General features: G+C 60.8%; 22 protein-coding genes. 12 read left to right on the top strand and 10 right to left on the bottom strand.

Going from position 1 to position 24,964, the window contains the following annotated elements; translation table 11 throughout:
- Positions 1 to 19: 19 nt before the first annotated feature.
- On the bottom strand, positions 20 to 400 hold the full coding sequence (locus ACVWY5_RS40985; protein ID WP_321176912.1) for a c-type cytochrome: 381 nt from the start codon (positions 398 to 400) through the stop codon (positions 20 to 22).
- Positions 401 to 553: 153 nt separating this feature from the next.
- On the opposite strand from ACVWY5_RS40985, the gene ACVWY5_RS40980 reads away from it, so the two are divergent.
- Entirely contained in the window at positions 554 to 1,357 is an 804-nt protein-coding gene (locus tag ACVWY5_RS40980) for an NAD-dependent protein deacetylase (protein ID WP_028335251.1), read from the top strand.
- 156 nt (positions 1,358 to 1,513) lie between these two features.
- Here ACVWY5_RS40980 and ACVWY5_RS40975 read toward each other — a convergent pair whose 3' ends face one another.
- The 6 genes from ACVWY5_RS40975 to ACVWY5_RS40950 form a co-directional block, all read right to left on the bottom strand.
- On the bottom strand, positions 1,514 to 1,810 hold the full coding sequence (locus ACVWY5_RS40975; protein WP_016842303.1) for a hypothetical protein: 297 nt from the start codon (positions 1,808 to 1,810) through the stop codon (positions 1,514 to 1,516).
- On the bottom strand, positions 1,807 to 2,085 hold the full coding sequence (gene minE, locus ACVWY5_RS40970; RefSeq protein ID WP_026192121.1) for a cell division topological specificity factor MinE: 279 nt from the start codon (positions 2,083 to 2,085) through the stop codon (positions 1,807 to 1,809). The genes ACVWY5_RS40975 and minE overlap by 4 nt, the downstream gene beginning before the upstream one ends.
- Positions 2,085 to 2,900, bottom strand: a complete 816-nt coding sequence (gene minD / locus ACVWY5_RS40965; RefSeq protein ID WP_028335250.1) for a septum site-determining protein MinD — start codon at positions 2,898 to 2,900, stop codon at positions 2,085 to 2,087. The genes minE and minD overlap by 1 nt, the downstream gene beginning before the upstream one ends.
- Before the next feature lie 21 nt (positions 2,901 to 2,921).
- Complete coding sequence (gene minC / locus ACVWY5_RS40960) at positions 2,922 to 3,638, bottom strand: septum site-determining protein MinC (RefSeq protein WP_028335249.1); 717 nt, start codon at positions 3,636 to 3,638, stop codon at positions 2,922 to 2,924.
- Positions 3,639 to 3,817: 179 nt separating this feature from the next.
- Positions 3,818 to 4,111: a hypothetical protein gene (locus ACVWY5_RS40955; RefSeq protein ID WP_028335248.1), complete on the bottom strand. Its 294-nt coding sequence runs from the start codon at positions 4,109 to 4,111 to the stop codon at positions 3,818 to 3,820.
- Positions 4,112 to 4,385: 274 nt separating this feature from the next.
- Positions 4,386 to 4,646 carry a hypothetical protein gene (locus ACVWY5_RS40950; protein WP_028335247.1) on the bottom strand — a complete coding sequence of 87 codons (261 nt, stop codon included), beginning with the start codon at positions 4,644 to 4,646 and terminating at the stop codon, positions 4,386 to 4,388.
- Positions 4,647 to 5,146: 500 nt separating this feature from the next.
- Between ACVWY5_RS40950 and ACVWY5_RS40945 the strand changes: the two genes are divergently transcribed.
- Both ACVWY5_RS40945 and ACVWY5_RS40940 read left to right on the top strand, forming a co-directional pair.
- A complete protein-coding gene (locus ACVWY5_RS40945) occupies positions 5,147 to 5,383 on the top strand; it encodes a DUF6894 family protein (RefSeq protein WP_028335246.1) in 237 nt (78 codons plus the stop codon).
- A 620-nt stretch (positions 5,384 to 6,003) separates the two neighbouring features.
- Positions 6,004 to 6,420, top strand: a complete 417-nt coding sequence (locus tag ACVWY5_RS40940; protein WP_080667132.1) for a VanZ family protein — start codon at positions 6,004 to 6,006, stop codon at positions 6,418 to 6,420.
- Positions 6,421 to 6,472: 52 nt separating this feature from the next.
- Here ACVWY5_RS40940 and ACVWY5_RS40935 read toward each other — a convergent pair whose 3' ends face one another.
- Complete coding sequence (locus ACVWY5_RS40935; RefSeq protein WP_225162391.1) at positions 6,473 to 7,129, bottom strand: LuxR C-terminal-related transcriptional regulator; 657 nt, start codon at positions 7,127 to 7,129, stop codon at positions 6,473 to 6,475.
- Positions 7,130 to 7,589: 460 nt separating this feature from the next.
- Between ACVWY5_RS40935 and ACVWY5_RS40930 the strand changes: the two genes are divergently transcribed.
- From ACVWY5_RS40930 to ACVWY5_RS40895, 8 genes are all read left to right on the top strand, one after another.
- The gene (locus tag ACVWY5_RS40930; protein WP_028335244.1) at positions 7,590 to 8,507 is read left to right on the top strand and encodes a LuxR C-terminal-related transcriptional regulator; all 918 of its coding nucleotides are present in this window, start codon (positions 7,590 to 7,592) and stop codon (positions 8,505 to 8,507) included.
- A gap of 97 nt (positions 8,508 to 8,604) precedes the next feature.
- Entirely contained in the window at positions 8,605 to 9,615 is a 1,011-nt protein-coding gene (gene galE / locus ACVWY5_RS40925) for a UDP-glucose 4-epimerase GalE (RefSeq protein WP_028335243.1), read from the top strand.
- A 275-nt stretch (positions 9,616 to 9,890) separates the two neighbouring features.
- Positions 9,891 to 12,506 carry an AMP-binding protein gene (locus tag ACVWY5_RS40920; RefSeq protein ID WP_080667131.1) on the top strand — a complete coding sequence of 872 codons (2,616 nt, stop codon included), beginning with the start codon at positions 9,891 to 9,893 and terminating at the stop codon, positions 12,504 to 12,506.
- Between the two features lie 393 nt (positions 12,507 to 12,899).
- Positions 12,900 to 14,063 (top strand): GNAT family N-acetyltransferase, encoded by a 1,164-nt coding sequence (locus tag ACVWY5_RS40915; RefSeq protein WP_050384001.1) that lies wholly within the window; start codon positions 12,900 to 12,902, stop codon positions 14,061 to 14,063.
- Positions 14,064 to 14,445: 382 nt separating this feature from the next.
- On the top strand, positions 14,446 to 15,216 hold the full coding sequence (locus ACVWY5_RS40910; protein ID WP_080667130.1) for a 4'-phosphopantetheinyl transferase family protein: 771 nt from the start codon (positions 14,446 to 14,448) through the stop codon (positions 15,214 to 15,216).
- A gap of 47 nt (positions 15,217 to 15,263) precedes the next feature.
- The gene (locus tag ACVWY5_RS40905) at positions 15,264 to 16,304 is read left to right on the top strand and encodes a thioesterase domain-containing protein (RefSeq protein WP_244481876.1); all 1,041 of its coding nucleotides are present in this window, start codon (positions 15,264 to 15,266) and stop codon (positions 16,302 to 16,304) included.
- 41 nt (positions 16,305 to 16,345) lie between these two features.
- A complete protein-coding gene (locus tag ACVWY5_RS40900) occupies positions 16,346 to 18,358 on the top strand; it encodes a non-ribosomal peptide synthetase (protein ID WP_038377631.1) in 2,013 nt (670 codons plus the stop codon).
- A gap of 62 nt (positions 18,359 to 18,420) precedes the next feature.
- Positions 18,421 to 19,599 (top strand): acyl-CoA dehydrogenase family protein, encoded by a 1,179-nt coding sequence (locus ACVWY5_RS40895; protein ID WP_152977496.1) that lies wholly within the window; start codon positions 18,421 to 18,423, stop codon positions 19,597 to 19,599.
- A gap of 165 nt (positions 19,600 to 19,764) precedes the next feature.
- Here ACVWY5_RS40895 and asnB read toward each other — a convergent pair whose 3' ends face one another.
- Both asnB and ACVWY5_RS40885 read right to left on the bottom strand, forming a co-directional pair.
- Positions 19,765 to 21,486, bottom strand: a complete 1,722-nt coding sequence (gene asnB / locus ACVWY5_RS40890; RefSeq protein WP_028335236.1) for an asparagine synthase B — start codon at positions 21,484 to 21,486, stop codon at positions 19,765 to 19,767.
- A gap of 303 nt (positions 21,487 to 21,789) precedes the next feature.
- Complete coding sequence (locus ACVWY5_RS40885; protein WP_038377630.1) at positions 21,790 to 23,169, bottom strand: polysaccharide biosynthesis/export family protein; 1,380 nt, start codon at positions 23,167 to 23,169, stop codon at positions 21,790 to 21,792.
- A gap of 179 nt (positions 23,170 to 23,348) precedes the next feature.
- Here ACVWY5_RS40885 and ACVWY5_RS40880 point away from each other — a divergent pair, with 179 nt between their 5' ends.
- Positions 23,349 to 24,848, top strand: coding sequence for an undecaprenyl-phosphate glucose phosphotransferase (locus ACVWY5_RS40880; RefSeq protein ID WP_028335235.1), 1,500 nt, complete (start codon positions 23,349 to 23,351; stop codon positions 24,846 to 24,848).
- Positions 24,849 to 24,964 lie beyond the last annotated feature (116 nt).

Genomic DNA, 24,964 nt, shown 5'->3' with positions numbered 1-24,964 from the left:
ATCGGCCTTCCGCCAACGGTCACTTGCCGGGGGATTTCAGGAACGCCACGATCCTGGCGCGATCCTCCGCCGAGCGCACGCCGGTATACGGCTTCATGCCGTTGCCCGACACTACGGCCTCGGGATCTTCGATGAAGCGCAGCAGCGTGCTCTCATCCCAGACGATGTCGGATGATTTCATCGCCTCCGAATAAGAAAAGTTCGCAACCGATCCGGCCTTGCGGCCGACGACATCGTGCAGGTTCGGGCCAACGCGGTTGTCGCCGTCCTTGACCGTATGGCAGGTGCGGCAGGAATTGTTGAACGCCTGCTCGCCGGACACGCCCGCATCCTGACCATGGGACTGCGACAGCGCCAGCGACATCAGCCCGCAAACGACGACGATGAATCCCGGCCGCATCGATCACTCCGTCGGCAATTGCGCCAGGCAAACAGGCGCGCGCAGCACCACGTCTCGGGTGCCATGCCGTCAACGCAGAGGCGGCGTGAAAGGTCCGCTCGCGGCAGGCCCCACATCTGGCGCAGATGCGCGCGCCGCACTAGATGTGCTGCCATGCAACACCCCGCCCTCGAGGATTTCGTCGCCGGCCACCAGCGCCTGTTTGTCCTGACCGGAGCCGGCTGCAGCACCAATTCCGGCATTCCTGATTATCGCGACAGCGACGGCAACTGGAAGCGGACGCGCCCGGTGACGATCCAGGCGTTTTTGGGCGAGGCGGCGACTCGACAGCGCTATTGGGCGCGCAGCATGGTGGGCTGGCGGCGGTTCGGCCGCGCCGCGCCGAATGGCGCGCATCGCGCACTGGCCAAGCTCGAACAGCAAGGGCGCTGCGAGCTGCTGCTGACGCAGAATGTCGACCGCCTGCACCAGGCCGCCGGCAGCCAGCGGGTGATCGACCTGCACGGCCGGCTCGACGTGGTGCGCTGCCTCGGCTGCGGCGCGACGATGCCGCGCGAACAATTCCAGGACGAGCTCGCGCGACGAAACCCCGCCTGGCTCGCGCTCGATGCCGCCGACGCACCCGACGGCGACGCCGATCTCGAGCAGGATTTTTCGTCGTTCGTGGTGCCGGTCTGCGAGGCCTGCGGCGCCGTGCTGAAACCCGATGTGGTGTTCTTCGGCGAGAATGTGCCGCGCGATACGGTCGCGTCAGCGCAGGCCCATCTCGAGCAGGCCGACGCCGTGCTGGTGGTCGGCTCCTCGCTGATGGTCTATTCCGGCTTTCGCTTCGTCCGAATGGCAGAGCAGCGCGGCCTGCCGATTGCCGCCGTCAATCTCGGCCGCACCCGCGCCGACGAACTGCTCACGCTCAAGATCGGGGATAGTTGCGAGAGCGCGCTGGCGTTCTTGCTGTAGGCCGCTGGCCTCTCCAGGTCATTGCGAGCGAAGCGAAGCAATCTATCGTCACCCCACGCGCGGAGGGATGGATTGCGTCGCGGAGCCTGTCATCCGGCGGCGCCTTGCGCCGACCGGGTGGCTCGCAATGACGGAGCAAGCGGTCACAACCAGCTCTTACGCGCGATGGCGCGGCGCCTTGGCCATCGGCATGTTGGCGTTCCAGTGCGTCCAGCTGACGCTGGCGAGGCTGCCGAGATCCGTCGCCAGCGGGCGACGGGTACGGCGCTCGTACTCGGCGATGCAGCGGCCGGACTCGCCGATCTTGCGCTGCAATTCGTCGATCGTCATCTGCGTCGCGCGGCCGCAATTGGCCTTACCGAGCTGATCGGCCTCGATCGCCTTCAACGCCGCCCGCAGCTTCTTGAGCTGCGCGCGCTGCCAGGCAATGTGACTATCGCTGTCTGCCGTCATGTGGCCGCCACCATCTTCGATCGTTGCACGCCATTGGGAACCTCGATGTCGACCTCGAGCATCGAGACGAACTTGCCACGGTCCATCCGGACCACGACCTTGTCGGGGTCGACGTCGATATGTTTGGAAACCACGCTCAGGATTTCCGAACGAAGTGTCTCCAGGAGATCCGGCGCGCCGGTCCGGCCACGCTCATGAGAAAGCAGGATCTGCAACCGCTCCCGCGCGACGGGCGCCGATGCGGCGCGGCCGCCGAACAGCCGCATTACGTTCATCATGCCGCCCTCCGTCGCAGTAGCCGGTCCATCAGCCCCTTGCGTTGAACCGGTACGGTCATCTCCACCGCCTCGCCCATCAGGCGGCGTACCGCGTCGGTATAGGCCCGCGCCGGCGCGCTGCTTGCTGCGTTCAGCGTGACCGGACAGCCGACATTGGAAGCGCGCAGCACGTCCTGGCTTTCCGGGACGATGCCGAGCAAGGGGGTCGCAAGGATTTCCAGGATGTCGTCGATCGACAGCATCTCGCCGCGCGCGGCGCGGCCGGCATCATAGCGGGTGACCAGAAGATGCTTCTCGACTCGCTCGCCGCGCTCGGCGCGGACCGTCTTGGAATCGAGCATGCCGATGATGCGATCGGAGTCGCGCACCGACGACACTTCCGGATTGGTGACGATGATGGCCTCGTCGGCGTAGCGCATCGCGAGCGTCGCGCCGCGCTCGATACCGGCCGGGCTGTCGCACAGGATCCAGTCGAATTTGGTCTTGAGGTCGGCGATCACGCTCTTGATGCCCTCTTCGGTCAGCGCGTCCTTGTCGCGGGTCTGCGACGCCGGCAGCAGCCAGAGATTCTCCAGCCGCTTGTCGCGGATCAGCGCCTGCGGCAGCTTGGCGACGCCCTGCACCACGTTGATGAGGTCGAACACCACCCGCCGCTCCGCGCCCATCACGAGGTCGAGGTTGCGCAGGCCGACGTCGAAATCGATGACGACGACGTTCTGACCCATTTGTGCGAGCGCCGCGCCGAGCGCGGCGGTTGAGGTCGTCTTACCGACCCCGCCCTTCCCAGACGTCACGACCAAAACCTTGGCCATTCTCTCTCTCCTTGTGGTCGGTCAGTTCAATGGTGTGATGCGCAGCATTTCGCCCTCGAGCCACGCCTGGGCGGGCCGGTTGCGCAAGCTGTCGGCGATTTCTTCCGCAGTCTGGTAGTAGCCGTCGATCGCGAGCAGCTCGGCCTCGATCCTCTGACAGAAGATGCGAGCTGCCGAATTGCCGTTGATGCCGGCCATCGCGCGGCCGCGCAGCGTGCCGTAGACATGGATCGAGCCGCCGGCGACGATCTCGGCACCGGAGCCGACCGAGCCGAGCACGGTGACATCGCCCTCGGCAAACACGATCGACTGACCGGAACGGACCGGGCTCTCCAGCAGCAGCGACGGCAACTTGGTCTTGTCCTTGTCCTTGTTTTTTTCCTGCACCTGCGGCTTCTGCGGCTCGACATGGGTGATCGCGCAGGCCCGGCCGCCGGTCAGAAGCGGCGGCATGTTGGCGCCGAGCTTCGATTCGTCGACGCCCTCGATGCCGAGGATGCGGATGTTGCGCTCACCGAGGCTGCCGATCAGATGCGCGATCGCGGTCTGGCTGAGATCGACCGCCGAGAGGTCGAGCACGATGGGCTTGCCGGTGAAGAAACCCGGCGACTTCGCCAGCGTCGCGTCGATCTCGGCCAGCCAGGACACCACAGGCACGACCGGCGAGAAAACGAACGCAACGTAGGAACGGCCGCGCATGCGGACCTGCTGACGTGCGACCTGTTGAGTTGCGTCCATCGCCCCTGACTCGGTTGTCTTGTCGAATGGTTAACAATCGGACCGCATGGTTAATCAAAGGTTAACGCGATCAGGGTTTTCACCGATTTGGACAGCGCTCGCCCGGGAGCCTCGAAACGCGCTTTGGCGTTTGAACAGGTGCGGAATTGGGGCAGATACGACCGCGTTTTTGAGCTGGATCAATTTTCTTCGCGCCAGACGGGGTTATCATTCCGCGAGCGTTTGCAGACGACGTCATGACCCACTCCAGCTGGATCGAGATCCTGCGGTGCCCGAAATGCCGACGAACGGGCCACGCTGAGCTTTCCGAGGTCGCCCCGCTTCGCAACCGAATTGTTCGGGTCTCGGAGGAATTCGAAATTCGCGCCGACGAGCGCGGCGACGATTTCCAGTGCCGAGCCTGCAAGCTGCCAGCCCTGCCATGACAGCGGATGCCTTGGCGCGCATCCGCCAATCACGCCAAAAATTGTCATTGGATCAATTAATTGCAGCTATTCCGGCTTGATATTCGCCGACTTGACGATCGGCCACCATTTCTCGACCTCGGCGGCTGCCTCAGGTCGATCACCCCGACGAGGTCGACGCCGCAATCAAACTCCACCTGCGGGAGTTCGCGCCAACGGCGTGAGGCGTATCACCCGCCGGCAAGCGCGACCTGGCGGCGGCGCGATCTATTTTGGTCTAAGAGGATTGGCCCGCCGAAGACCCGCGACGTCGTCGCGAGCCTCCCGGGAAGGGCTACGCCGATCAGTGGACCGAACGGTCGGTGCGGGCAGCGGCCCGCGCGGTCGTCATCTTGTTGCGGGGCGTCAGAACGCTGAGCTGATGCGGCGTCGCCGACGTGGTGGCAACGGGCGCCTGCTCGCGGGCATTGGCGGCGCCGATCACGCCGGCCTGCACCGCCGAGATCGGCAGGCCCGCGGCCTCGTAGGTCGGAAGTTCCGCAGCGGACGCGGCGGTTGCGATCGCGAGAGCGGCGGCAATGGCGGAGAGGGAAATCTTGATCACGGAAGGCTCCTCAGATGGCACGTGAGAAGCAGAGTTAGTCAGCTATTATTGCAATGCAATATCAATGTTGCCGCACCGCACAAATAATTGATCGCCCGCGTCCCTGGCGAGCACCATGGGCCGTCGTGAAAATGCTGCTCGTTAGCTTCGGGTGCTGGCCTGCCTCTGCTTCTGTAACGGCGTGATTGTATTCGCGGTGACGCGCGGCGTTCTCGGCATCCTGCCGGCCGCTTGCCATTGTCTCGAAATCACGACGACCGAATCGCTGGCTCATCGCCGACAAGCCCGCACGAATTCGGCTGGTCTCCTCTGTCGACCCGATGCGTCGCTCGACCTTCCGAACCGATGATGGTGCAGGTCCACGTCGGGGTACCCAACAATGATGATCCGCCCTCCTAGAATAGCGGCTTGCCGTCCGCCTCACCGTGGTGCGATGACACCACTTTGATGCGTCGAGCTCGTCGCAGTCGTCGGAATGTTCGCCTCATCCGGAGACATCAATGCCGCGGTATTTTTTTCATATCCACGGCGGCCATTCAGTGCTCGATGATGTCGGCCTGGATCTTCCCGACATTTTCGCCGCACGGACGACGGCGATTGAACTGAGCGGCGAGATACTCAAGCACGACGTGACGGAGCCATTCTTGCGTCATCTTCGCTGGCATGTCGAAATCAGCGACAGCCCCGAGCCGGGCGGCCAGTCACTGTTCGTCCTTCAGTTTTCCATTGCGGCATGAATAGCAGCGAACGCAGCGCTCGCTTGCGGCGCCTCGTGGCCATCTTAAAACTTCGCGATGGAACGAAGCGTGCAAGCTTGATGTCCAGGAGGAGTACTCTGAAAGCCCCGGAGACACGCTGAGCTAAAGCTGCAATTCCCGTCCATTGTGGACGGACCAATCGCCGGCTTGCTTTGGCTCGCAGAAACCAATCACGACTACACAACGGAGAAGACGCTTCGCCGAAACGCTTTCAGATATCACCGCCTGGTGTCTCGAATTTGTATTCGCGCCTAGACCTGACCTCGGAGGTCCCGCATGACAGCAAGGCACATCTGGTACGTCTCCTTCATTGATCAACGCGATGCTCCGCCCGACAGGCACGCACGAAGGACTGCGACATTCGTATCCGAACAGGATGCGAAGCAGTTCACAAGAAAACTGGCCGAGGACCAGCGCATCGAGAGACTTTCAGCTGGAACGATCAATCCGTACCGGCCCAAACGGGTCATCGGATCCAGAGACATTGGCCAGTGGCTTGGCAAAACCTAGCGCGCCATGGTGATCCGCAGTTGAGCTTGACCCCATCGTGCAACGACGATCCATCTTTTGAAACGGCCGCGCCTGAAGAGTAGTTGCCAATGCGAATGATGAAACCAGGTTACTGCGCTCTTGCTGAACCACAAGGGATGACGCAAACCGTATTCCGATGCTTGGCTTGGGGTTTGATCCTAGGCCTCTTCATCGTCACCGATACTCCGCTGGCATTCCGTCCGCACACGTTGATATCGGCGAACATCGATCGTTTTGCAGCTCTGTTCATTATCGGGGTCGCCTTTTCGCTCGCCTATCCGAAGCACGTGCTGCCAATCCTGCTCGTCCTTCTCGCTATAGTCGTCGGCTTCGAACTCATCCAAAGACTGCTCCCCGACAGACATGGACACGTAAAGGACATGCTCGTCAAAGGCACCGGCTGCTGCGCAGGCGTCATCATCGCAACTGCCTTGCGACGCTCGTTTTCCGCAATCTCCAAGCGGACAGGCAGCCCGTTGATCTAGCGCGGATGATCATCACGCGCGAAGCTCGATGAAAAACGCCGGTCCGTCGCCGCTATTCGACGGATGGAGACCCGGTCGGCCCGGAATATGAGACGGCAAGCGTAGCAAGGACGGTCCTGTTGCTGATCTCGAGCTTGCGGAAGATGTGGTGCAGATGAACCTTGATGGTACCGTCGGCCACCTTCAGACGGCGGCCAATCTCCTTGTTCGACAAGCCCTCCGACACCAAACGCATGATCTGACGCTCGCGGTCCGTCAGCACCGCAAGATATTTCTCCGGGATCGTCGTTTGCGCGTAAGGGATGGCTTCTTCGTACGAGGGCGGAGGCAACGTCTTCTGGCCGTCGGCGACTTGCCGCAACGTCTGCAAGAGCGTTTCGGGCTCCTCCTCGCTCAGAAGAACACCGCAAGCTCCCGCTGCTGCGAGCATGGCGAGATCGCGATCCTCAACCGAGGCGGCAAGAAACACGAGCCGCACACCAAGCGCCCCGGAATTTGCGACCTCGAGCATGGCCTGCCCAGAAATGTCAGGCATCGACATGTCCAAAATGGCGATGTCGGGCGCAAGGCTCTGTATTGCCTTGAAGCAGCTCGCAATATCATTGCAGCGAGCAACAACTTTGAAATCACGCTCTGCTTCGAGCAGGCAGTTCAGACCCAATAAAACGACTGGATATCTACTGGCAATGACTACACGACTGAAATGCATTTCCGATCAACCCTCAGTCCCCCTCAGTTCAGATCGGCGCCCATGTCATTAATAAGCTACTCCAATATGAGACATTTCAGTAAGGTTTTGTTGTCGCTGGGTCCCGTGAATCTACCGCCCGGAGCACGCCGACAAAGTGATTACACAACGCGTAATCGCAGCGACGATCCGACGCACCCTCAGCGAGTGCCCGTCGACCAGGACCAAGAGATCACCCTCGTCAGTTTGGCGGCCCCAAATGCCTATAACCAACGGTATATAGGGATATTGGGGATTAGCATCTAACATTCTTAAATATTTTCGGAGTGGGTTAAGCGCTTTTCGTCCCAGGTTTGTTCCATCGACCAAATCTGAGGAAGCTTGTTTTTACGTCGTTCTTTTCAGCTGGGCGGGCCACCAAAAATGAGCCGGGTTCAACCGTTCAACCGCTTGTATCATTGTAGCGTCCGGGAGAGTTTCCATGAGACGACGATATCCTTTTGCCATTGCGCTGGTTGGTGAAAATAGTCTTCGCAAAGAAGGCCTTGCAAGAATTCTAAATTCGGAGAATTTCGTCCTAACCTCAATATACGACGCCGATGATTGGCCCGGCGACGAGGCGCTTCAGAAAGCCCCCGCCAGTCCGGCGCTGTTCCTCATCGTTCATAGTGGCGATGATTTTCGCCCGACAGTCGAGCAAATCGACTCGTTCAAGCGCCGTCACGCGGATGCACGTGTCGCAGTTGTCGCGGATCACTTTCAACTGAATGATCTGGTTGCCGCATTCCGAGCCGGCGCCACCGGATATTTCATCGACGTGATGAACTGCGACGCGTTCATCAAGTCCATCGAACTCGTCATGATGGGTGGGACGGTATTCCCGCCGGCATTTTTGGAGTCCGCTCTCGATACCGAGAAACGCGAGCTGGACGATGCCCCTGTAGCCAACGATGACGATCATGCCGTCGCAACGGCAGATGACACGCTGGCTCAGCAACTTTCGCCGCGGGAAGTTTCAATCGTGCAGTGCCTGATTGAAGGCGATTCCAACAAGTGCATTGCGCGCAAGATCAAGATTGCCGAAGCCACGGTGAAGGTTCACATCAAGGCGATCCTTCGCAAGATTCGGGTTCAAAACAGAACGCAGGCAGCAATCTGGGGATTGAACCATCGATCTGCGGCTTGGTCGAGAAACAGCAGTTCGGCGCATCAGATCGTTGACGTGACCGAGCGGCTCCTCCCACCCGGCCGGGAAATTCCCAAGATCGCGAGAGCGGGCCGGCCGGCGCCACTTGGCGCGATCGACCATGCGGAGAACTACTTCGAAGTCTCCCTCACCAACGGCCATACCCGCAAGGACATGAGCAAAGCCGACGGGGCGATCCGATTGCGGAAATAGCCGAGACTCGTCCGGTCTGGCGCATCGACATCACCGCGCGGGATGATTTCCCGCGCGCGGCGAGCATTGACCACGCAGACGCGAAACGGAAGCGGAAATGATCTTGTTGACCGGCGGTGCCGGCTATATCGGATCCCACATCGCTGTCGCGCTACTCGACGCCGGGCTCGATGTCGTCGCGGTCGACAATCTTTCCAACAGCAACAGCGCCTCCCTCGAACGGATACGAGCCATCTGCGGGCGATCGGTCATTTTCCGGCATGCCGATATCCGCAATGAAGAGGCGATCTACCAAATCCTGCGCGCCCACGACGTGACCGCGGTCATTCATCTCGCCGGCCTCAAGGCGGTGGGCGAGTCCAGCGCTCAACCCATCACCTATTACGACAACAACGTCGTGGGAACGATGCGGCTCGTGTCCGCCATGACGCGAGCATCCGTCAAGACGCTGGTCTTCAGTTCATCCGCAACCGTTTACGGGACACCCGCGTACCTGCCGCTGGACGAGAAGCATCCTGTCGCACCGATCAATCCGTACGGCCGCACAAAATACTTCATCGAAGAAATACTGAAGGATCTTCATGAGTCCGACAAGGATTGGCGGATTGCCATCTTGCGCTACTTCAATCCGGTTGGCGCCCACGAAAGCGGACTGATCGGAGAAGATCCCCTGGACGTGCCGAACAATCTGTTGCCGATTGTAGCACAAGTGGCGATCGGACGGCGTCCGAAGGTGCATGTTTGGGGAAACGACTATGATACTCCGGACGGCACCGGGATCCGTGACTTCATTCACGTTGTCGATCTTGCATCCGGACATCTGAGCGCCCTGAGCCAACTGAGACAGCCCGGCCTTCTGACGGTCAATCTCGGAACAGGAAGCGGCAGTAGCGTCATGGACGTGATCCAGACATTCAAGGAAGTGAGTGGCCGGCCAGTCCCGTATGTGATCGACCAACGCAGGGTCGGTGACGTCGCAACCTGCTATGCCGATCCAACTCTCGCGAAGAACCTGTTGGGCTGGACATCAACGCGATCGCTGACACAGATGTGTGCCGACCATTGGCATTTCCAGATGAAGAACCCGAACGGCTATCGCGGCGCGTAGTCGGCGAGAGCCGTCTGCGTCTTCGAGAATTTCTGTCTTGTTCGAGGCCTGCTCAATCCCGCGCAAGGCAGACGACTGCTCTCATCGGCCAGCTCAAGTAGCGCCGCCTGGTTAAGCCACCACTCACCAATGCTCGCAATTCGCAGAATGGCAGGATGACGCACCGAGTATTGGTTAATCCTTAATTGCTGCCTTCACTTGCTGTACGACAAGGCATCTTCGGGAACTGCAGGCTATCGTCCTGTGAACCGACTTTCGGTTCAAGGTAGGACGGAATGCTTCTGGACAACGAGACGACTGGCGCCACCATGTGTTCCGAGAGCTTCCGCGCTCGCGACCGTGGGGAGCCGGAAGCCCGGCTCACAATAGGCCAGGTCATCGGTCGAACTGCCAGTCAGTTTCCGAACCAGCCGGCGATCGTTTCGAGCGCTTTCGAGCCTCTGACATACAACGGTCTTGAACGCCAGTTGAACGCAATCCGCCGGCGGCTGCGCTTGGCCGGCTTCGATTGCAATACCCGGATCGGGGTCCTGATGCCGAACGGCCCGGAGGCGGTTCTCGCCATCGTGGCAGTCGCCTGCTGTAGCGTCGCGGTTCCTCTCGACCCACGCCTCTCCCTGCCTGAAATCGAGCAGCGTCTCGACATGCTGAACCTGAGCGCGCTCGTTGTGCTGCAGGGCAGTGCCCCTGAAGCTCGCCAAGCCGCGGCCCGCAGAACGCTTGCCATCATAGAAGCCGCTCCGGTCGGACAGGGCCAGCTTGGACTCGAGATCGCCGTGCAAGTTGCCGGCTCCCCTGCCATCGACGCCGAGCCGGATCCGCGCTCCCCCGCCTTCATTCTGCAGACGTCGGGCACGACCGCGCAGCCGAAGCTCATTCCGTTCAGTCATGACAATATGCTGGCGGCAGCCGAACGCCTTCAGGCCTGGTTCGGCCTCACGTCCCGGGACCGATGCCTGAGCGTGTCGCCCCCCTACTATTCCCATGGGCTCAAAGTGACGATCTTCACGCCGTTGCTGACCGGAGGCAGCATTGCCATCCCGGCGAACAGTGCCGTCGTCGCACTCGATGAGTGGTTCGATGTCCTGCGGCCGACCTGGTACTCGGCAGGCCCTGCGCTTCACACCGCGGTGCTGGACAAGGCGCAGGGCCTCGAGAATGCACAGGCTGCGCACACTCTGCGGTTCGCGATGTCGGGCGGCGCGCCGCTCCCGAGAGCCGTGCAGGACGGCCTGCAACACGCTCTCGGCGTGCCGGTGCTGGAGCATTACGGCTCCAGCGAGGCGGCCCAAATCGCCGCCAACCAGCTGCCGCCCGGTCCGAACAGGCCCGGCACCTGCGGAAGACCCTGGCCCGATACTGTGGCGATCGTTGGCGAGGATGGACATCCCTTGGCAGCCGGCGAGCGCGGAGAGATCTGGATTCGTGGACCGACCGTGACGTCGGGCTATCTCGATGCGCCGGAACTCAATCAAGCCGCTTTCACGAAGGGTTGGTTTCAGACCGGCGATATCGGCAGCCTCGACGAAGACGGCTTCCTTTCGCTGCACGGCCGCCTGAGCGAGCTGATCAATCGCGGCGGTGAGAAGATTTCTCCCGCCGAGATCGAAGCCGCGCTGTTGCGACATTCGGCGATCGCCGAGGCTGCGGCCTTCGCGATCTCGCATCCGCGCCTGGGCGAGGACGTCGCAGTCGCCATCGTCCTTCATCGCGGCGCGCAGGCGAGCGCTGCGGAGCTTCGGCTGTTCCTGCAACGCGAGCTGGCCTCGTTCAAGATTCCGAGACGTATTCTGACGCTCGACCATCTGCCGAAGGGGGTGACGGGAAAGGTTCAGCGGCGACGTCTGCGCGAGCTGGTCGACCGGCCACGGGGGCACCAGGCGACGATGCCGGAGCCCGTCGCGAACGGGCCGTTGAATTTGGAAGCCGAGTTGCTGACCCTCTGGCGCAGGCTGCTCAAGAACGAGGCCGTGACCGTTGACGATGATTTCTTTGCCAGCGGCGGAGACTCCCTTCTCGCCATGGAGATGCTGATCGAGGTCGAGCGGCTTGTCGGCTATCCCGTGCCGGAAACCATCATGTTCGGGGCAGAAACCGTCCGGCAATTTGCCGCAAGGGTTTCCGTACCAACGGACACGTGGACGACGCCGTTCTTCCAGCCCCATGCGCCTGGCACGCGGTCTCCGCTGTACTTTTTCAACGGCGACCTTGTCAGCGGCCACGCGAGCGTGCGGCGGGTGGTAGAGCTTCTGGGGCCGGATTATCCGATCATCTCGATCAATCCCCACGGTCTTCATGGCGAGCCGATTCCGGGCTCGATCGAGGCGATGGCCGCCGACCGCCTGCCGTTCATCCTGGCAAGGCAAGCGAGCGGTCCCTTTCTTCTGGGCGGCAAGTGCAATGGCGCCATGGTGGCGTTCGAAGTGGCCCGCCAGCTGATGGCTGCCGGCCACACGGTTGATTTGGTTACGATGGTGGACCCGCCGACTGTCAGTGCCCGTCCAATGCCGCGGGCGATCCTGGGGCTGCTGAAGCCGCTGGTTTCCCCCTATCTCTTGCGTTGGACCTTCGAGCAAATGGTGAGACTGGAGCGATATTTGAAGCTCCCGGCGAACGGGCGGACTGCGATCGCCAAGGTCGAGATTCCAACGGCGTTGTGGGACGCTCATTCAATCGCAATGGCGCGGTATTGTCCGGCGCCGCTCGAGATCCCGGTGGCCTTTTACGCGGCCGACCACGATGGCCGAGCGTGGCGGCATCTCAGCTCTCAACTGGAATTGATACAGGTGCCTGGCGGACATCCCGGCTGCCTGTTGATCGGTGCGGAACTGCTCGTGGATCACCTGCGGCGGAGATTTGAAAAACTCGCCTCGGGATCGAGCGCCACGTGAGAAATCGGACGTCAGCCATGACACGCCCCGATGAGCGGGCGGAGGATCGAGGCCGTCGGACGCCGAAGGCAGGAGCGCGCTGCACCCGCCTCGAACCCGGTCGATCGCAGCTTCACCTCGGCACAGTTGCAGCGCTGGCACAAGCAGCTACCGTGGGTAATCAGAAAGGGTCCGCACCTCGATCGAATTCCGGATATAATATCCGTTATCGACCTCCGCCGAGACAACGGTCAGAGATGCCCAACCACGACGTGTCCGCCAGAGGGATGCCTGTGTGTGACCAGCCCCCCATCATCGGACCTTGCATCGGATTTTGCGCGAGCATTGCGGCCTGGTCCTTCGGTCTTCCCGTCGCAGCGCGCGTTCGGTCCTCTGGCGTTGGAACGGGAAAGCATGCCTGAGACGGTTACCGATGTCAGCCTGGATGCCCTGGAGAGCATTGCGTGGCTTGAAACCTCATGGAAAGAGCTCGAAGCGCGAGTAACTCACTCGTTCTTCTTGTCCTGGCTCTGGATCGGCACTTGGCTACGGCACATCCCGAAGGGCGCGCAACCACACGTCCTCGTGGCCCGGTCATCAGGCAAGATCGTTGGCCTGGCGGTTGTTTGCCGACGGAAAGCGTGGAGTCTCGGGCCGTATGCACGGACACGTTGGCTGCTCAATGAAACGGGAGATACTCGTTTCGACCGATTGTTCATCGAGTACAACGGTATCCTTGCAGAGCAATCCGATGCCATCATATCGGCAGGTCTCAATGCGTTGACGTCCCGCTTGCGCCGCTCGGATCAGTTGGTGCTCTCCGGAATTGATCCGGACCTTGAGGCGACCGCCAGTCGCGCCGCAGGCCGGGCCGGGCTCGTGACCGAGGTGAAACAGGCTGACGCGGCATTGTGGGTTGATTTTGCCCCAGTCCACCAGCGAGGGGGGGACTATCGCGCCACATTGGGCCGCAGTACGCGCCAGGCCGTGAACCGCGCCATGCGGTTGTATGCGGAACGCGGCCCCGTTGAATTTCGGATCATGGAAACAACGACGGAGGCCCTCGCCGCGTTCGATTTGCTGAGCGACTTTCATCGGTCGCGATGGGGACGCAGGGGAGCCTTCGTCAATCCCGGCTTCCGTCCGTTTCACGAGGAGCTCATTGCGCGGGGAGTCCCCACGGGGGCCGTTCGCATCTCACGGACGCTGGTCGGGAACGAGACAATTGGGGTCGTGTACAATTTCGTGCACGACGGCCGTGTCCTGAACTACCAGAGCGGCTTTCTCTATGAGAGCGATAGCCGGCTCAAGCCCGGGCTCGTCAGCCATGTGCTGGCTATTGAGGACAGCATTGCACGCGGGGAAAGCGGCTACGATTTCCTGGCCGGTGGCGGCGGGCACAAGTCCCATCTGGCCAACAGGGAGCAAGCCATGACGTGGATCGCTGTAGGCAGAGACAGTCCAGAGCGCCACATCGAGGCCAAGCTCCGCAGTGCCAAGCGGATGCTACGAACCATTGCCACGAATCTTCCAAAGAAGACCGCGGCTCTGTATTCCGTATTCGGGACTGGTTCCTAACCGATCGGTTTGGGCTCCTTGGCGAGAACCAACGTCCGGGTCGGCGATGTGGCCATGTCGGTGCAGCCTCCCTTTTTGACTGCCGGCCGGTCCAGGCGCTTACGCCTGGACTGCATCCATTGACCGTCTAGCGGTCCAATTCCCCTAGGAATATTCCCCCGCTTGCGCTTTTGGCGGAAGGACGCGGCGGTTTGCCACCGCGTCACTCATCCGGGTCACCGGATGGGAACTGGCAAAAAATGGGTAATTACGATGGTCCATTGAGCCATGGCGGTGCGCGATTAAAATTTCAATCAGCAGTCCGCTCGAATGCCCATCGCAATACCGTTCGCAACCTACCGGCGGCACACTCCGGATCGAGGCTAATAGAAAGCAAGTTGTGATGGCTTTTCGCACAGGTGCCTGTGAACAAAGCGAGTGGGAAAATAGTCGTTCCTTTGACGGGCCAGGCTATCGCAGACTTGAACGCGGGGCTCGCGGAGCCGGCACCGCCGCGTCGAGCTTTTTGGACAAAGCAGTCGTGCTGAGACCCGGGATCGTCGCGCCGGTTCTCGAGCATGATGGTCTGGAGGTCCTGGCATTCATGCTCCATGTGGAGCGGGACGTCATCCGGGAGCTAAGCGCCTACCTCAACGAGGAAGAACATCGGCGCGCCGCGGGATTGAGATTGGAGCGCGACCGCCGCCGCTTTATTGTTAGCCGCGGGCAACTGCGCCAAGTCCTCGCTTCCAGGCTGGGAATTTTGCCCTCGGAGATCGAGCTGGAATATGGCCGGCTGGGCAAACCCCACCTCTCCCGCCGCATGCCCGCCCGCGACGTGCGCTTCAGCGTCTCGCGATCCGGAGAAGTAGCGGTCATCGCCCTCTCGATCAGGCAAGAGGTCGGGGTGGACATCGAGGCGGTTCTCCCTGTGCCCGAGGCGGACGAGATCGCAGCGCTCTGCCTGTCCACCTCCGAATACGAGTCCTACGCCGCCCTCGATCCGGAAGACCGGCTGGAAGGCTTCCTCCAGCGCTGGACCCGGCTGGAGGCTGTCTCCAAGGCGCTGGGGTGCGGTTTGGGACAGCCGATTTCCTGGGATGAAAGGGATTGGGCTGTCCGAAGCTTCGTACCGCAACCTGGATATGTTGGGAGCGTGGTCGTCCGGAAGTGAACTGTCATCCGAAGTCGAAATTGCCGCGATGGTGCACGGAACAGGAAATGTCAGCTTCATCGATGAAAAGCCCGATGTCAGCGCACGTGATGCAGTTTTCGGAGCTGCTTGCAGACCTCGCGGTCAAGGACATCAAGGTCTGGGTGGATGGCGACCGGCTGCGCTGCAACGCCCCGGCCGGCGCGCTGACGGCGGAGCTTCGCGATCAGTTGCAGGGTCGGAAGGGCGAGATCATCGCGTTTCTGAACATGGCCACGGCCGCGGCCACGCAACCGCCTGCAATCATTCCGTTGCAGTCTCGCGGCACACGCACGCCCATTTACGCCGTACCCGGTCATGTCGGGGCACCGTCCTCATTCCTGGACCTCTCGAAGCACCTGGGCGGCGATCAACCGTTCTACGCCCTCCAGCCGCCTGGCTTCGATGGGCAGAGCGAGCCGATGGACCGCGTCGAAGATATCGCCGAGTACTTCGCCCGCCAGATCGTCGAATATCAGCCGACCGGTCCGTACATCATCGCCGGCTATTGCTCGGGCGCTCCAACAGCTTTTGAACTGGCGAAAATCCTGGGACAGCGCGAATCCGAGGTCTCGTGCGTTGCGCTGTTTGGCCCGCTTCACCCCACCACCTATGGGGAATGGCCGCGCCGGCTGTATTTTATCGCCAGGGGCAAGGCGGAATCGTTCCTGCATGAGACAGCGAAGCTGCCGACATTCGGCGCCCGTCTCCGATATTTCGGCAGTCGCCTGCGCGAACACGTCCGCGCCCTCGTACCCCTCGTTGGCAAGAGCAATGAGCCTGTTGCGACAGACCCGGTGTTGGCGAGCAGGGCTCTGCTCAAATCGACGGCGATCGCGGCCTTTCAGCGGTACATTCCCACTCCGTATTCGGGTCGGGTTTGCATAATCCTTCCCAACAAAGCCTGGCTGCGATCGGGCGCCGCGCCACACCGATGGCTACGGGTAGTGCCGCATGCCGAATTTTACTTCGGGCCCGATGACTGCAACGAAGCCTCGATGCTGATGGAACCTGACGCACCTGCCATCGCGAACCTCTATCGCCAGGCAACCCAGAAGCTGAACGATTGACGTGATTTTCTTTTTTGGTTTTCCCGACGGGAGCGTATTTCATGAACGAAGTCCTACCTATCGCGCCGGAGGGCGTAGCGCTTCCCCTGCTGAAGGATTCCGATCATCAGGCGCTGGTTGTCGATTACAACGCGACGGCAGCACGCTATCCGTCGGACAGGACGATCATCGATCTCTTCCGCGACCAGACGACACGTAGTCCTGACGCTGAAGCGATCCGCTTTGGCGATGCAACGCTGACCTACCGGCAGCTCGACGAACGCTCCAACCAGATGGCCGCGTATTTGAGCTCGACCGGCGTGGGCCCAGGCCGGATTGCCGTTGTCTTCATGGAGCACTCCATTGAAGTCGTCGTGGCGATCCTGGGCGTGCTGAAGTCCGGCGCAGCCTATGTGCCGGTGGATGCGGCAACGCCGAAGGGGCGGATCACAACAATCCTGCAGGACATTTCCAACGGGACCGACGGGAGGGCTCCCGTGGCGATCACCCAGTCGCGCCTGCGTTCGGGCATTGCCTCGAACCTTGCCGACATTTTCGTGCTCGACGCCGATTTCGATTCGATATCGAATCAACCGGCCTCGGCCCGACCGTCCGCTGCGACGCCGGACGGCGCCGCCTATATCATCTTCACCTCCGGCTCGACCGGCACTCCCAAGGGCGTCGAGATCGAGCACCGGAGCCTGGTGAACTACATCTGGTGGGCCGCCCGGGTGTACAGCTCCGGCGAAAGTCTCGCATGGCCCCTTTTCTCATCCCTCGCATTTGACCTGACGGTCACAACGCTCTTTACGCCACTCATCACCGGCGGCCGCATCGTGGTCTATCTTGGCGATCCCGGAGTGCAGAGCATGGTCGCGCTCAAGGTGATCGACGACAATGCAGTGGATATCATCAAGCTGACGCCGGCACATCTCGCGATGATCCGCGACCGCAATCTTGAGACCACAAGACTGCGCAAATTCATCGTGGGCGGTGAGGACTTCAAGGCCGCGCTGGCTCGCGATATCACCAACGCTATTCCCCATCCTATCGAGATCTACAACGAGTATGGACCAACCGAAGCCACGGTGGGCTGCATGATTCACCGCTTCGACACCGACCGGGATCAATCCGCATCGGTGCCAATCGGTGTTCCGGCCGCGAATGCGGGAATCTACGTCCTCAGCAAAGAATATCAGCCCACCGGCCCCGGGATCATCGGTGAGATGTTCATTGCCGGCGACGGTCTCGCGAGAGGCTATTTCAATCGCCCCGATCTGACCGACGAGCGCTTCCGCACGGTCGCCGATCCCCGAGATGGGCGCTCGAAGCTGCGGCTCTATAAAACGGGCGATCTCGCCCGCTGGAACTCGGAAGGACGCCTGGAATTTCTCGGCCGCGCCGATCATCAGGTGAAGGTCGGTGGCACCCGTATCGAGCTCGGCGAGATCGAAGCACGGCTTCTCAAACACCCGGACGTTCACGAATGCGCCGTCGCCACCTCGATGACGAAAGCAGCGACACAAAAAACGGCCCAGATCGGCCATGGCGAACCGTCGACGCCCGAGGACGGCATCGCACGACTTGTGGCCTACTATGTCGCGTCGAAACCTCTGACCGTGGCGGACCTGCGCGCGCACCTCGCCGAAGAACTGCTGGAGTCCATGATTCCCACGCACTACGTTCGCCTGGAGCGGATGCCGCTCACGTCCAACGGCAAGATCGACCGCTCATCGCTTCCCGAGCCGACGGCGGAAAACATCCAGCCGGCGCAGGTCTTCGTCGCCCCCTCGACAGAGACCGAGAAGACGCTGGCCGCGCTATGGTGTCAACTCCTGAAGCTCGAGTCGATCGGACGCCACGACAACTTCTTCGAACTGGGCGGGGAGTCGCTGCTGGTGGTGCGGGCGGTGTCGCGCATGCGAAAGATCTTCGGCGTCGACGTGCAGCTTCGCAACCTCTTTGAGCGGCCGACACTGGCCGAACTGGCGGAAGTTATCGACGGAATGCGCTGGGTGGCCGATTCCAATGCCCCTTCCCTCTCGGAGGGACCGAGAGAGGAGGTCGAACTCTAGCCGGAAGGTCTCCTGGTCTTGGGCGGGACAGGAGCCTTTGAGTCAGGCTCATAGCAGATCGGATGAAGATGATGGACAAAGCTTGGAAGGCGGCGCGAGAGCCGGAGCTGCCTTGGATGGCGGCGGAGTATGAGCTCTTACGGGACCAGGTCCGCCGGTTCGTCAAGGAGGAAATCAAGCCCTGCGCGGATCACTGGGAAGAGAACGGGTTCATTCCCCGTTCGATCCTGCGCCGCATGGGCGAACTCGGTTTCTTCGGCATCCGCTACCCGGCTGAGTATGGTGGCGCCGAAATGGACTCTGTCGCGTCAACGGTGTTCGCCGAGGAACTCGGGCGCTCGACCTATGGCGGCGCCGCCGACGCGATGCTCGTCCATGCCGACATGGCTTCCTCGTACGTCTTTCACGACGGGACCAAAGCCCAGCGGGCCCGCTGGATGCCGGGCATTATCGACGGCGAGGTGATCACCGCGATCGCCATTACGGAGCCGGATGCGGGCTCGGACGTGAAAGCCATCCGCACACGCGCGGTGCGAGATGGCGACTCTTACGTGCTCGACGGCACCAAGCTCTACATCACAAACGGTGTCCACGCGGATCTCTACTGCGTCGCAGCCAAGACTGATCCCTCGGCAGGAAGCAACGGGATCACGATGTTCCTCGTCGAGAAGGGAACGCCAGGCTTCAGCGTCGCGCGCGAACTGGACAAGCTCGGCTGGCGCTCCTCCGACACGGCGGAACTTGTCTTCGACGGTTGCCGCATCCCCGCCGAGAACGTGCTCGGCGCGGAGGGACAAGGCTTCTACTCAATCATGCGCAACTTGCAGAACGAGCGCCTCGTCCTCGCCGCCATGGCGATAGGGATGGCCGAGGCAGCGATCGACATGACCCTCACCTACGTGAAAACCCGCCGAGCATTCGGGGGCGTCCTTTGGGACATGCAGGCGATCCGTCAGCGGCTCGCGATGCTTTCTGCGAAAGTGGAGGCAAGCCGCGGGTTTCTCTATGCCACCGCTTGGCGCATGGCGGCCGATGACGATTGCCTGCGCGAGATCTCGATGTTGAAGGCCATCTGCGGCGAACTCGTCAACGAGGTCGCGTATGATTGCGTGCAGTTCCACGGCGCCATGGGCGTTATGCGCGAGAGCGCGATCGAGCGCGTAGCGCGTGACGCCCGCGTCCTCTCCATCGCCGGCGGCGCGACGGAGGTGATGCTTGAAGTGGTCGCGTCGATGTCATGATCCTGACGCGGCGTTGAGGCGTCGCTCTGACGTCAGCTATAGGAAGGCAGGGTGCCGGCCCTTCGTGCGGCGGGCCGGGCGTGGATGACCTCGGCATCCGGGCCGCTCGCGGCGATCGACGCGGCCTACGGCGCGCCCGGATTCACCCCTAAAGCCCGGTAGGCGTCATTGCCGCCGAACACCAGCCAACGGAATCGGACTGCCGAGGTTTCCAGCCGATCGAACATGATCAATGGCCTGAACGTGGATCCCTTTCACGGCCCTTCCAGATGGGTCATTCATGCTCGCAAATTGCTGAGACCAGAGAAATGCCGTCGGCGTGGAGCATGCGATCGAAGGACCGACGGGCACAGTCAGGCAGGCTGTCGGGTTGTTGAAAATGCTGTCAAAGATGGTCCGGTAGAAATAGCCTTCCTTGGACGTCGGCGTTTGCCGCGGAAAGCGCTTGCTCGCCTCTGTGAGCATCTGATCCGAGACCTTGTTCTCGGCATGATGCTTCAAGCTTTCAATCCAGCTATATCCTACCCCGTCGGAAAACTGCTCTTTTTGACGCCACAAGATCGCTTGCGGCAACAGATCGGTAAATGCTTCCCGCAATATGCCCTTCTCCATCTTCTCGCCAGGGCACATTTTCTCGGCGGGGTTGATCGACATTGCGTAGTCCAGGAATTCCTTGTCCAGGAAGGGCACCCGGGCTTCGACCCCCCAAGCCGCCATTGCCTTGTTCGCGCGACAGCAATCATACTTGCTGAGTGCAAAGATCTTTCGGACCGTCTCCTCGTGGAATTCTTCTGCCGACGGCGCCATGTGGAAGTAGAGATAGCCGCCGAATACCTCGTCAGCGCCTTCTCCGGACAACACCATTTTGATGCCCATTGATTTGATTTTGCGCGCCATGAGATACATCGGCGTGCCGGCACGAATGGTGGTGACGTCAAAGGTCTCCAGATGCCGGATCACGTCCGGCAATGCGTCCAATCCTTCCTGCACGGTAAAAACAATCTCATGATGGACCGTGCCGATGTGAGCCGCCACGTCTCGCGCATGCTTCATGTCAGGTGAGTTTTCGAGGCCGACCGAGAACGAGTGCAGCCTCGGCCACCATGCTTCTTCGGTTTCCCCCGACTCGATCCGCTTGAAGCGGTGGCGAGCCGCGAGCGCCGCGATAAGCGAAGAGTCGAGCCCCCCGGAAATAAGCACCCCGTAAGGCACATCGCACATCATTTGCTGCTTAACCGCAGCTTCGAGCGACGTTCGGAGCTCCTGCAGGGACACCTTCCTGTTTGGAAGAGTATGTGCCCACTGTGGATCATACCACTTGACGAACTTTCCGGCTTTGGCGCTGTAATGATGTCCCGGAGGAAACTCCCGGATCGTCTCGCATACGCCATCGAGAGCTTTCATTTCGCTCGCGACGTAAGTCGTGCCGTCGCTGCCCCATCCGATGTAAAGCGGAACAATGCCGATGTGGTCTCGGGCGACGAAGAAATCGCCACTGCGCTGATCGAAGAGGGCAAATGCAAAAATGCCACTCAGCATATTGCACACGGCAGGGCCGTACTCGTCGTAGAGATACAGGATGATTTCGCAATCGGACTTCGTTTTCCATGCGTGCGGCAGCTTCAGCGCCTCGCGCAAGCCGACATGATTGTAGATCTCTCCGTTCACGGCCAAAGCGCGACCCGCGGTCACGTCGAGAAGGGGTTGAGCGCCGTGCTCCACGTCGACGATGGAAAGGCGCTCGTGCGCGAGCACTGCGCCGTCGCTGGAATAAATGCCGCTCCAGTCTGGCCCGCGGTGCCTGACCGTCTTGGCCATCTCGAGCGCCCGGCTGCGCGCCGACTCAAGCGATTCTTTAAATCCAAAGATGCCAACGAAGCCGCACAAGGAGGTTGCCCCTTCTGTGAATTCAGATCGCAGCGAAGCGGAACAGCGGATCGAGAACGGTAAAGGTCACAAAATATTCAAGGCTCATATCAAGCGGAATTGCCTATGCCTAAGCGGCGGCACCGTCGCATAGGCGATAAAATATGCGGATGAGCGGCATCAAACTCCATGGCTGCTCGTGTCTTCCAATTCCAAATGGCCCCTGATGCGGGCTGACCGGGCGCTTCATGCGATCGACGGGGGCGCAAATTCCTCATTTCGCTCGACGTGCCAATCCCGACCACTATGCCGCTTCCGGCTTTGTCACCTGCTGTCGCGCCGCGAGTCTGCCGCGGTCACGTCGGTCCGGCCTATCACGACCGGAACGTTTGAACTGCTCAGCTTTCGAGGTGCCGCGTCGGGACCATCCTGGTATCGCAGAGAGACCTCGATGGTGTCACCCGGCTGCAACTCGGCATCCTCGTTCACGACAACCCGTTCAGGTCCTTTCTCGCTCTTTCTAATAATAGCAATATCCGGCTTGCTGCCGGATCCCCGTGCGAGCTGCGATCGAACCATCGAAGTGTACTGAAGCTTCTCACCGACGCTCTGCAGTTTCTCGCGAATCTGATTGAGCTTTAAGCTGGTCTCTTGCAGCTCACGGAACAGATCAAGCTTCCGCTGATCGTCGAGCTTGACCAACCGTCTGGCGTACTCGTCCTGCAGTTTCTTGACCTGGAGCAATTGCGCAGAGGTCTGCAGCCTCCGGGTTGCCGACAGCAGAACCGCGCGACGCGCATCCGTCACGCGAGGGCTGATCAACGATCCCTTGCCGAACAGGTCGGTCGCTTTCTGAAGATCCTCGACGTCGGACTGAAGTCCTTCTTCATCTTTCTTTTGCTGCTCCGACAGCACGCGGACCTCGTCGTCTCCCTGCCGAACGCTGCGCTGCAAGTACGCCTTTTCCTGCTGATAGTCATTCTGCTTCGTCTTCAGATATTCGGCTTCCGCATTGACGATTTCCGAAACCGCCGACCGAGCTATCGGCAGGTCGGCAAGAGAAGCGCTTGGATTGATCTGCGTCCCTTCCCCGAGTTCGCTCTTGATGCGCCACATCCGCGCCTGTTCCTTGGCGAGTTCTGTCCAGAGCGATCCATACTCGCTTCTCAGGTCGGCTGACTCGAGATACGGGTTGTTCATCCTGATATGCATGATGTCGTAGCCACCCGCCATGGCGATGAGCTGGCGCGCGGTGCTCGCCGGACGATAAGGGTACTCCCCCGGCTTCGACACGTCCCCGTTGACGTAAACAGGCCTGTACTCCGCCACGATCGCCGTGACCTGATCTGCATCTATGACGACCACGACCTCGCGGCCGTCCACAGTCCTCTGTCGAAAGACCTTGCTCGTCATTGCGGCCCCGACCTTGGCCCGAATCTCCTGCAACGGCAGGCCGGCGACCGGGACCATCCCGACCAGCGGCAACGAGATATTGCCATCGACCTGGACAGGCGCGCGCTGCCGCAACTCCGGCACGCCTGCCACCGCGACCTCCAGAACATCTCCGACGCTCACTCGATATTCGGCTTTCGCCTGCGCGGAAATCGTCAGGCCAACAGCCACCAGGCCCCACCTGACGCAACGACCTGGTTGACCGCGACGGTTGTCAAGATGGAAGAAATTACGCAGCTTGGCGTTCGGCATGGCGTGCTCGATGGCTCGGTCTGACGGATTGATCGACAATCTAATCCCGCAGCGCCTCGGCTCAACTGACCATCGTAGTTACTCCCGGCTACCCATTTATTGCCAATCCGCCTCCTGACCCGAATGCTATTGTTTTTGTAGGGGGACGGACTGCTTGACGGACTGCCTGGGAGTAACCGGTGAGTTATGCGTTTTTCACCAATTCGCCGGCCCCTACCGAGCGTTCGGCGCATTCGGTCACTGGCCGCAAGGCAATTGCGGCTGACCTTGGCAAGAACAGATTGGCCGCCTTGCTGGTACTGGCGGCAGGCGCCGAGTTCCTCCTCGTAGCCGTTGGGGCTTTTGCCGCTGCCGTCCTCTATTATCGGCTGGTCCTTGCCCTCGACTATCCGGACACTCCCAAATACATCCTGGAATCTCTTCTGATTGCCACGTTGCAACTGCTCGTATCCGTTGGGCTCCGGCAGTATTCGCGGATCCAGACGCAGCCCCGGCACATCTTCCTATGGAGCGGCGTCAGCGCCGTCTTCTTCGTATTCTCCTTCTTCATCTCAACGATATTTCTTCTCAAGATCTCGGACGGCTACTCGCGCGCGACCGTGATGGCCCAGGCGGCAAGCGTTATCGTCATGGTGCTCTTCGCGCGGGCAATATGCTTCTCGTTGCTGCAACCTGCCATCGCATCCGGACTGATCGACGCCAGGCGCGTCATCCTCATAGGTGAACCGAGCCACTGCCTGGATTTTTCCGCACGAGTAAGCGCCACCGGAATCCGGACCATTCGCTCGTTCGAGTTGCCGACCTTTCGCAAGGGCTCTTCTGCATCGGAGCATTTCGGGGCGGTCGAAGTGCTATCCCATGTCCGCGAACTGATCGCAGTGTGCCGTCCCCTGCGAGCGGATGACATTGTCATTCTGACTTCGGAGTCGGATGTTCGGGCGGCCCTCGCGCTCGCCGGCGCCCTGTCAGAGCTCCCGGTTGACGTTCACGTCGTCCCGGTCGGTGCAATCGACCTCATGGCCGTGTCGCGCATCACGCAATTCGGCAACATGGTGACGATGCGCATCTTCCAGTCTCCCCTGACGCCGTTCCACCGGGCGATCAAACGAGTCTTCGACATCGCGGCCGCAATTGCCGGACTTGTCATAATCAGTCCCCTCTTCGTCATCATTCCAATCGCAATCAAGCTCGATTCGCCCGGACCGGTGCTATTTCGTCAGACGCGGCACGGCTACAACAACGAGACCATTCGCGTGTTGAAATTCAGATCGATGACCGTGACGGAGGACGGCGACAATTTCAAGCAGGTGACCAGACACGATCCACGCGTGACGCGGTTGGGACGCTTCATGCGCCACACCAATATCGATGAGCTTCCACAGCTATTCAACGTGCTGGTTGGCGACATGTCACTCGTCGGGCCTCGTCCGCACGCGACTTCGCAGAACGAGAGCTTCGCCCGGCTGATTTCGTCATTCTCCCGCCGCCACAACGTCAAGCCCGGCATTACCGGCTGGGCACAGGTCAACGGCTATCGCGGCGAAACCGACACCCTGGAGAAGATGCAACGTCGTGTCGAGCATGACCTGTATTACATCGACAATTGGTCATTCCTTCTCGATCTCAAGATCATCGTCATGACCCTCTTCTCCAGAAAGGTCTATTGGAATGCCTTCTAATGCGATGACGACCGCTGCATGTAGTCTGTACAGCAAGATCGCAAGGGCATTGCAGTCGATCCCGTTCCCGTTTGATCGGCGGAGGCTTCGGTAGGCCACCATTAAGTGCAGGTTCG

The sequence above is a fragment of the Bradyrhizobium sp. USDA 3256 genome, from assembly GCF_054058275.1.
This window is presented reverse-complemented; position numbering and strand designations above follow the sequence as displayed.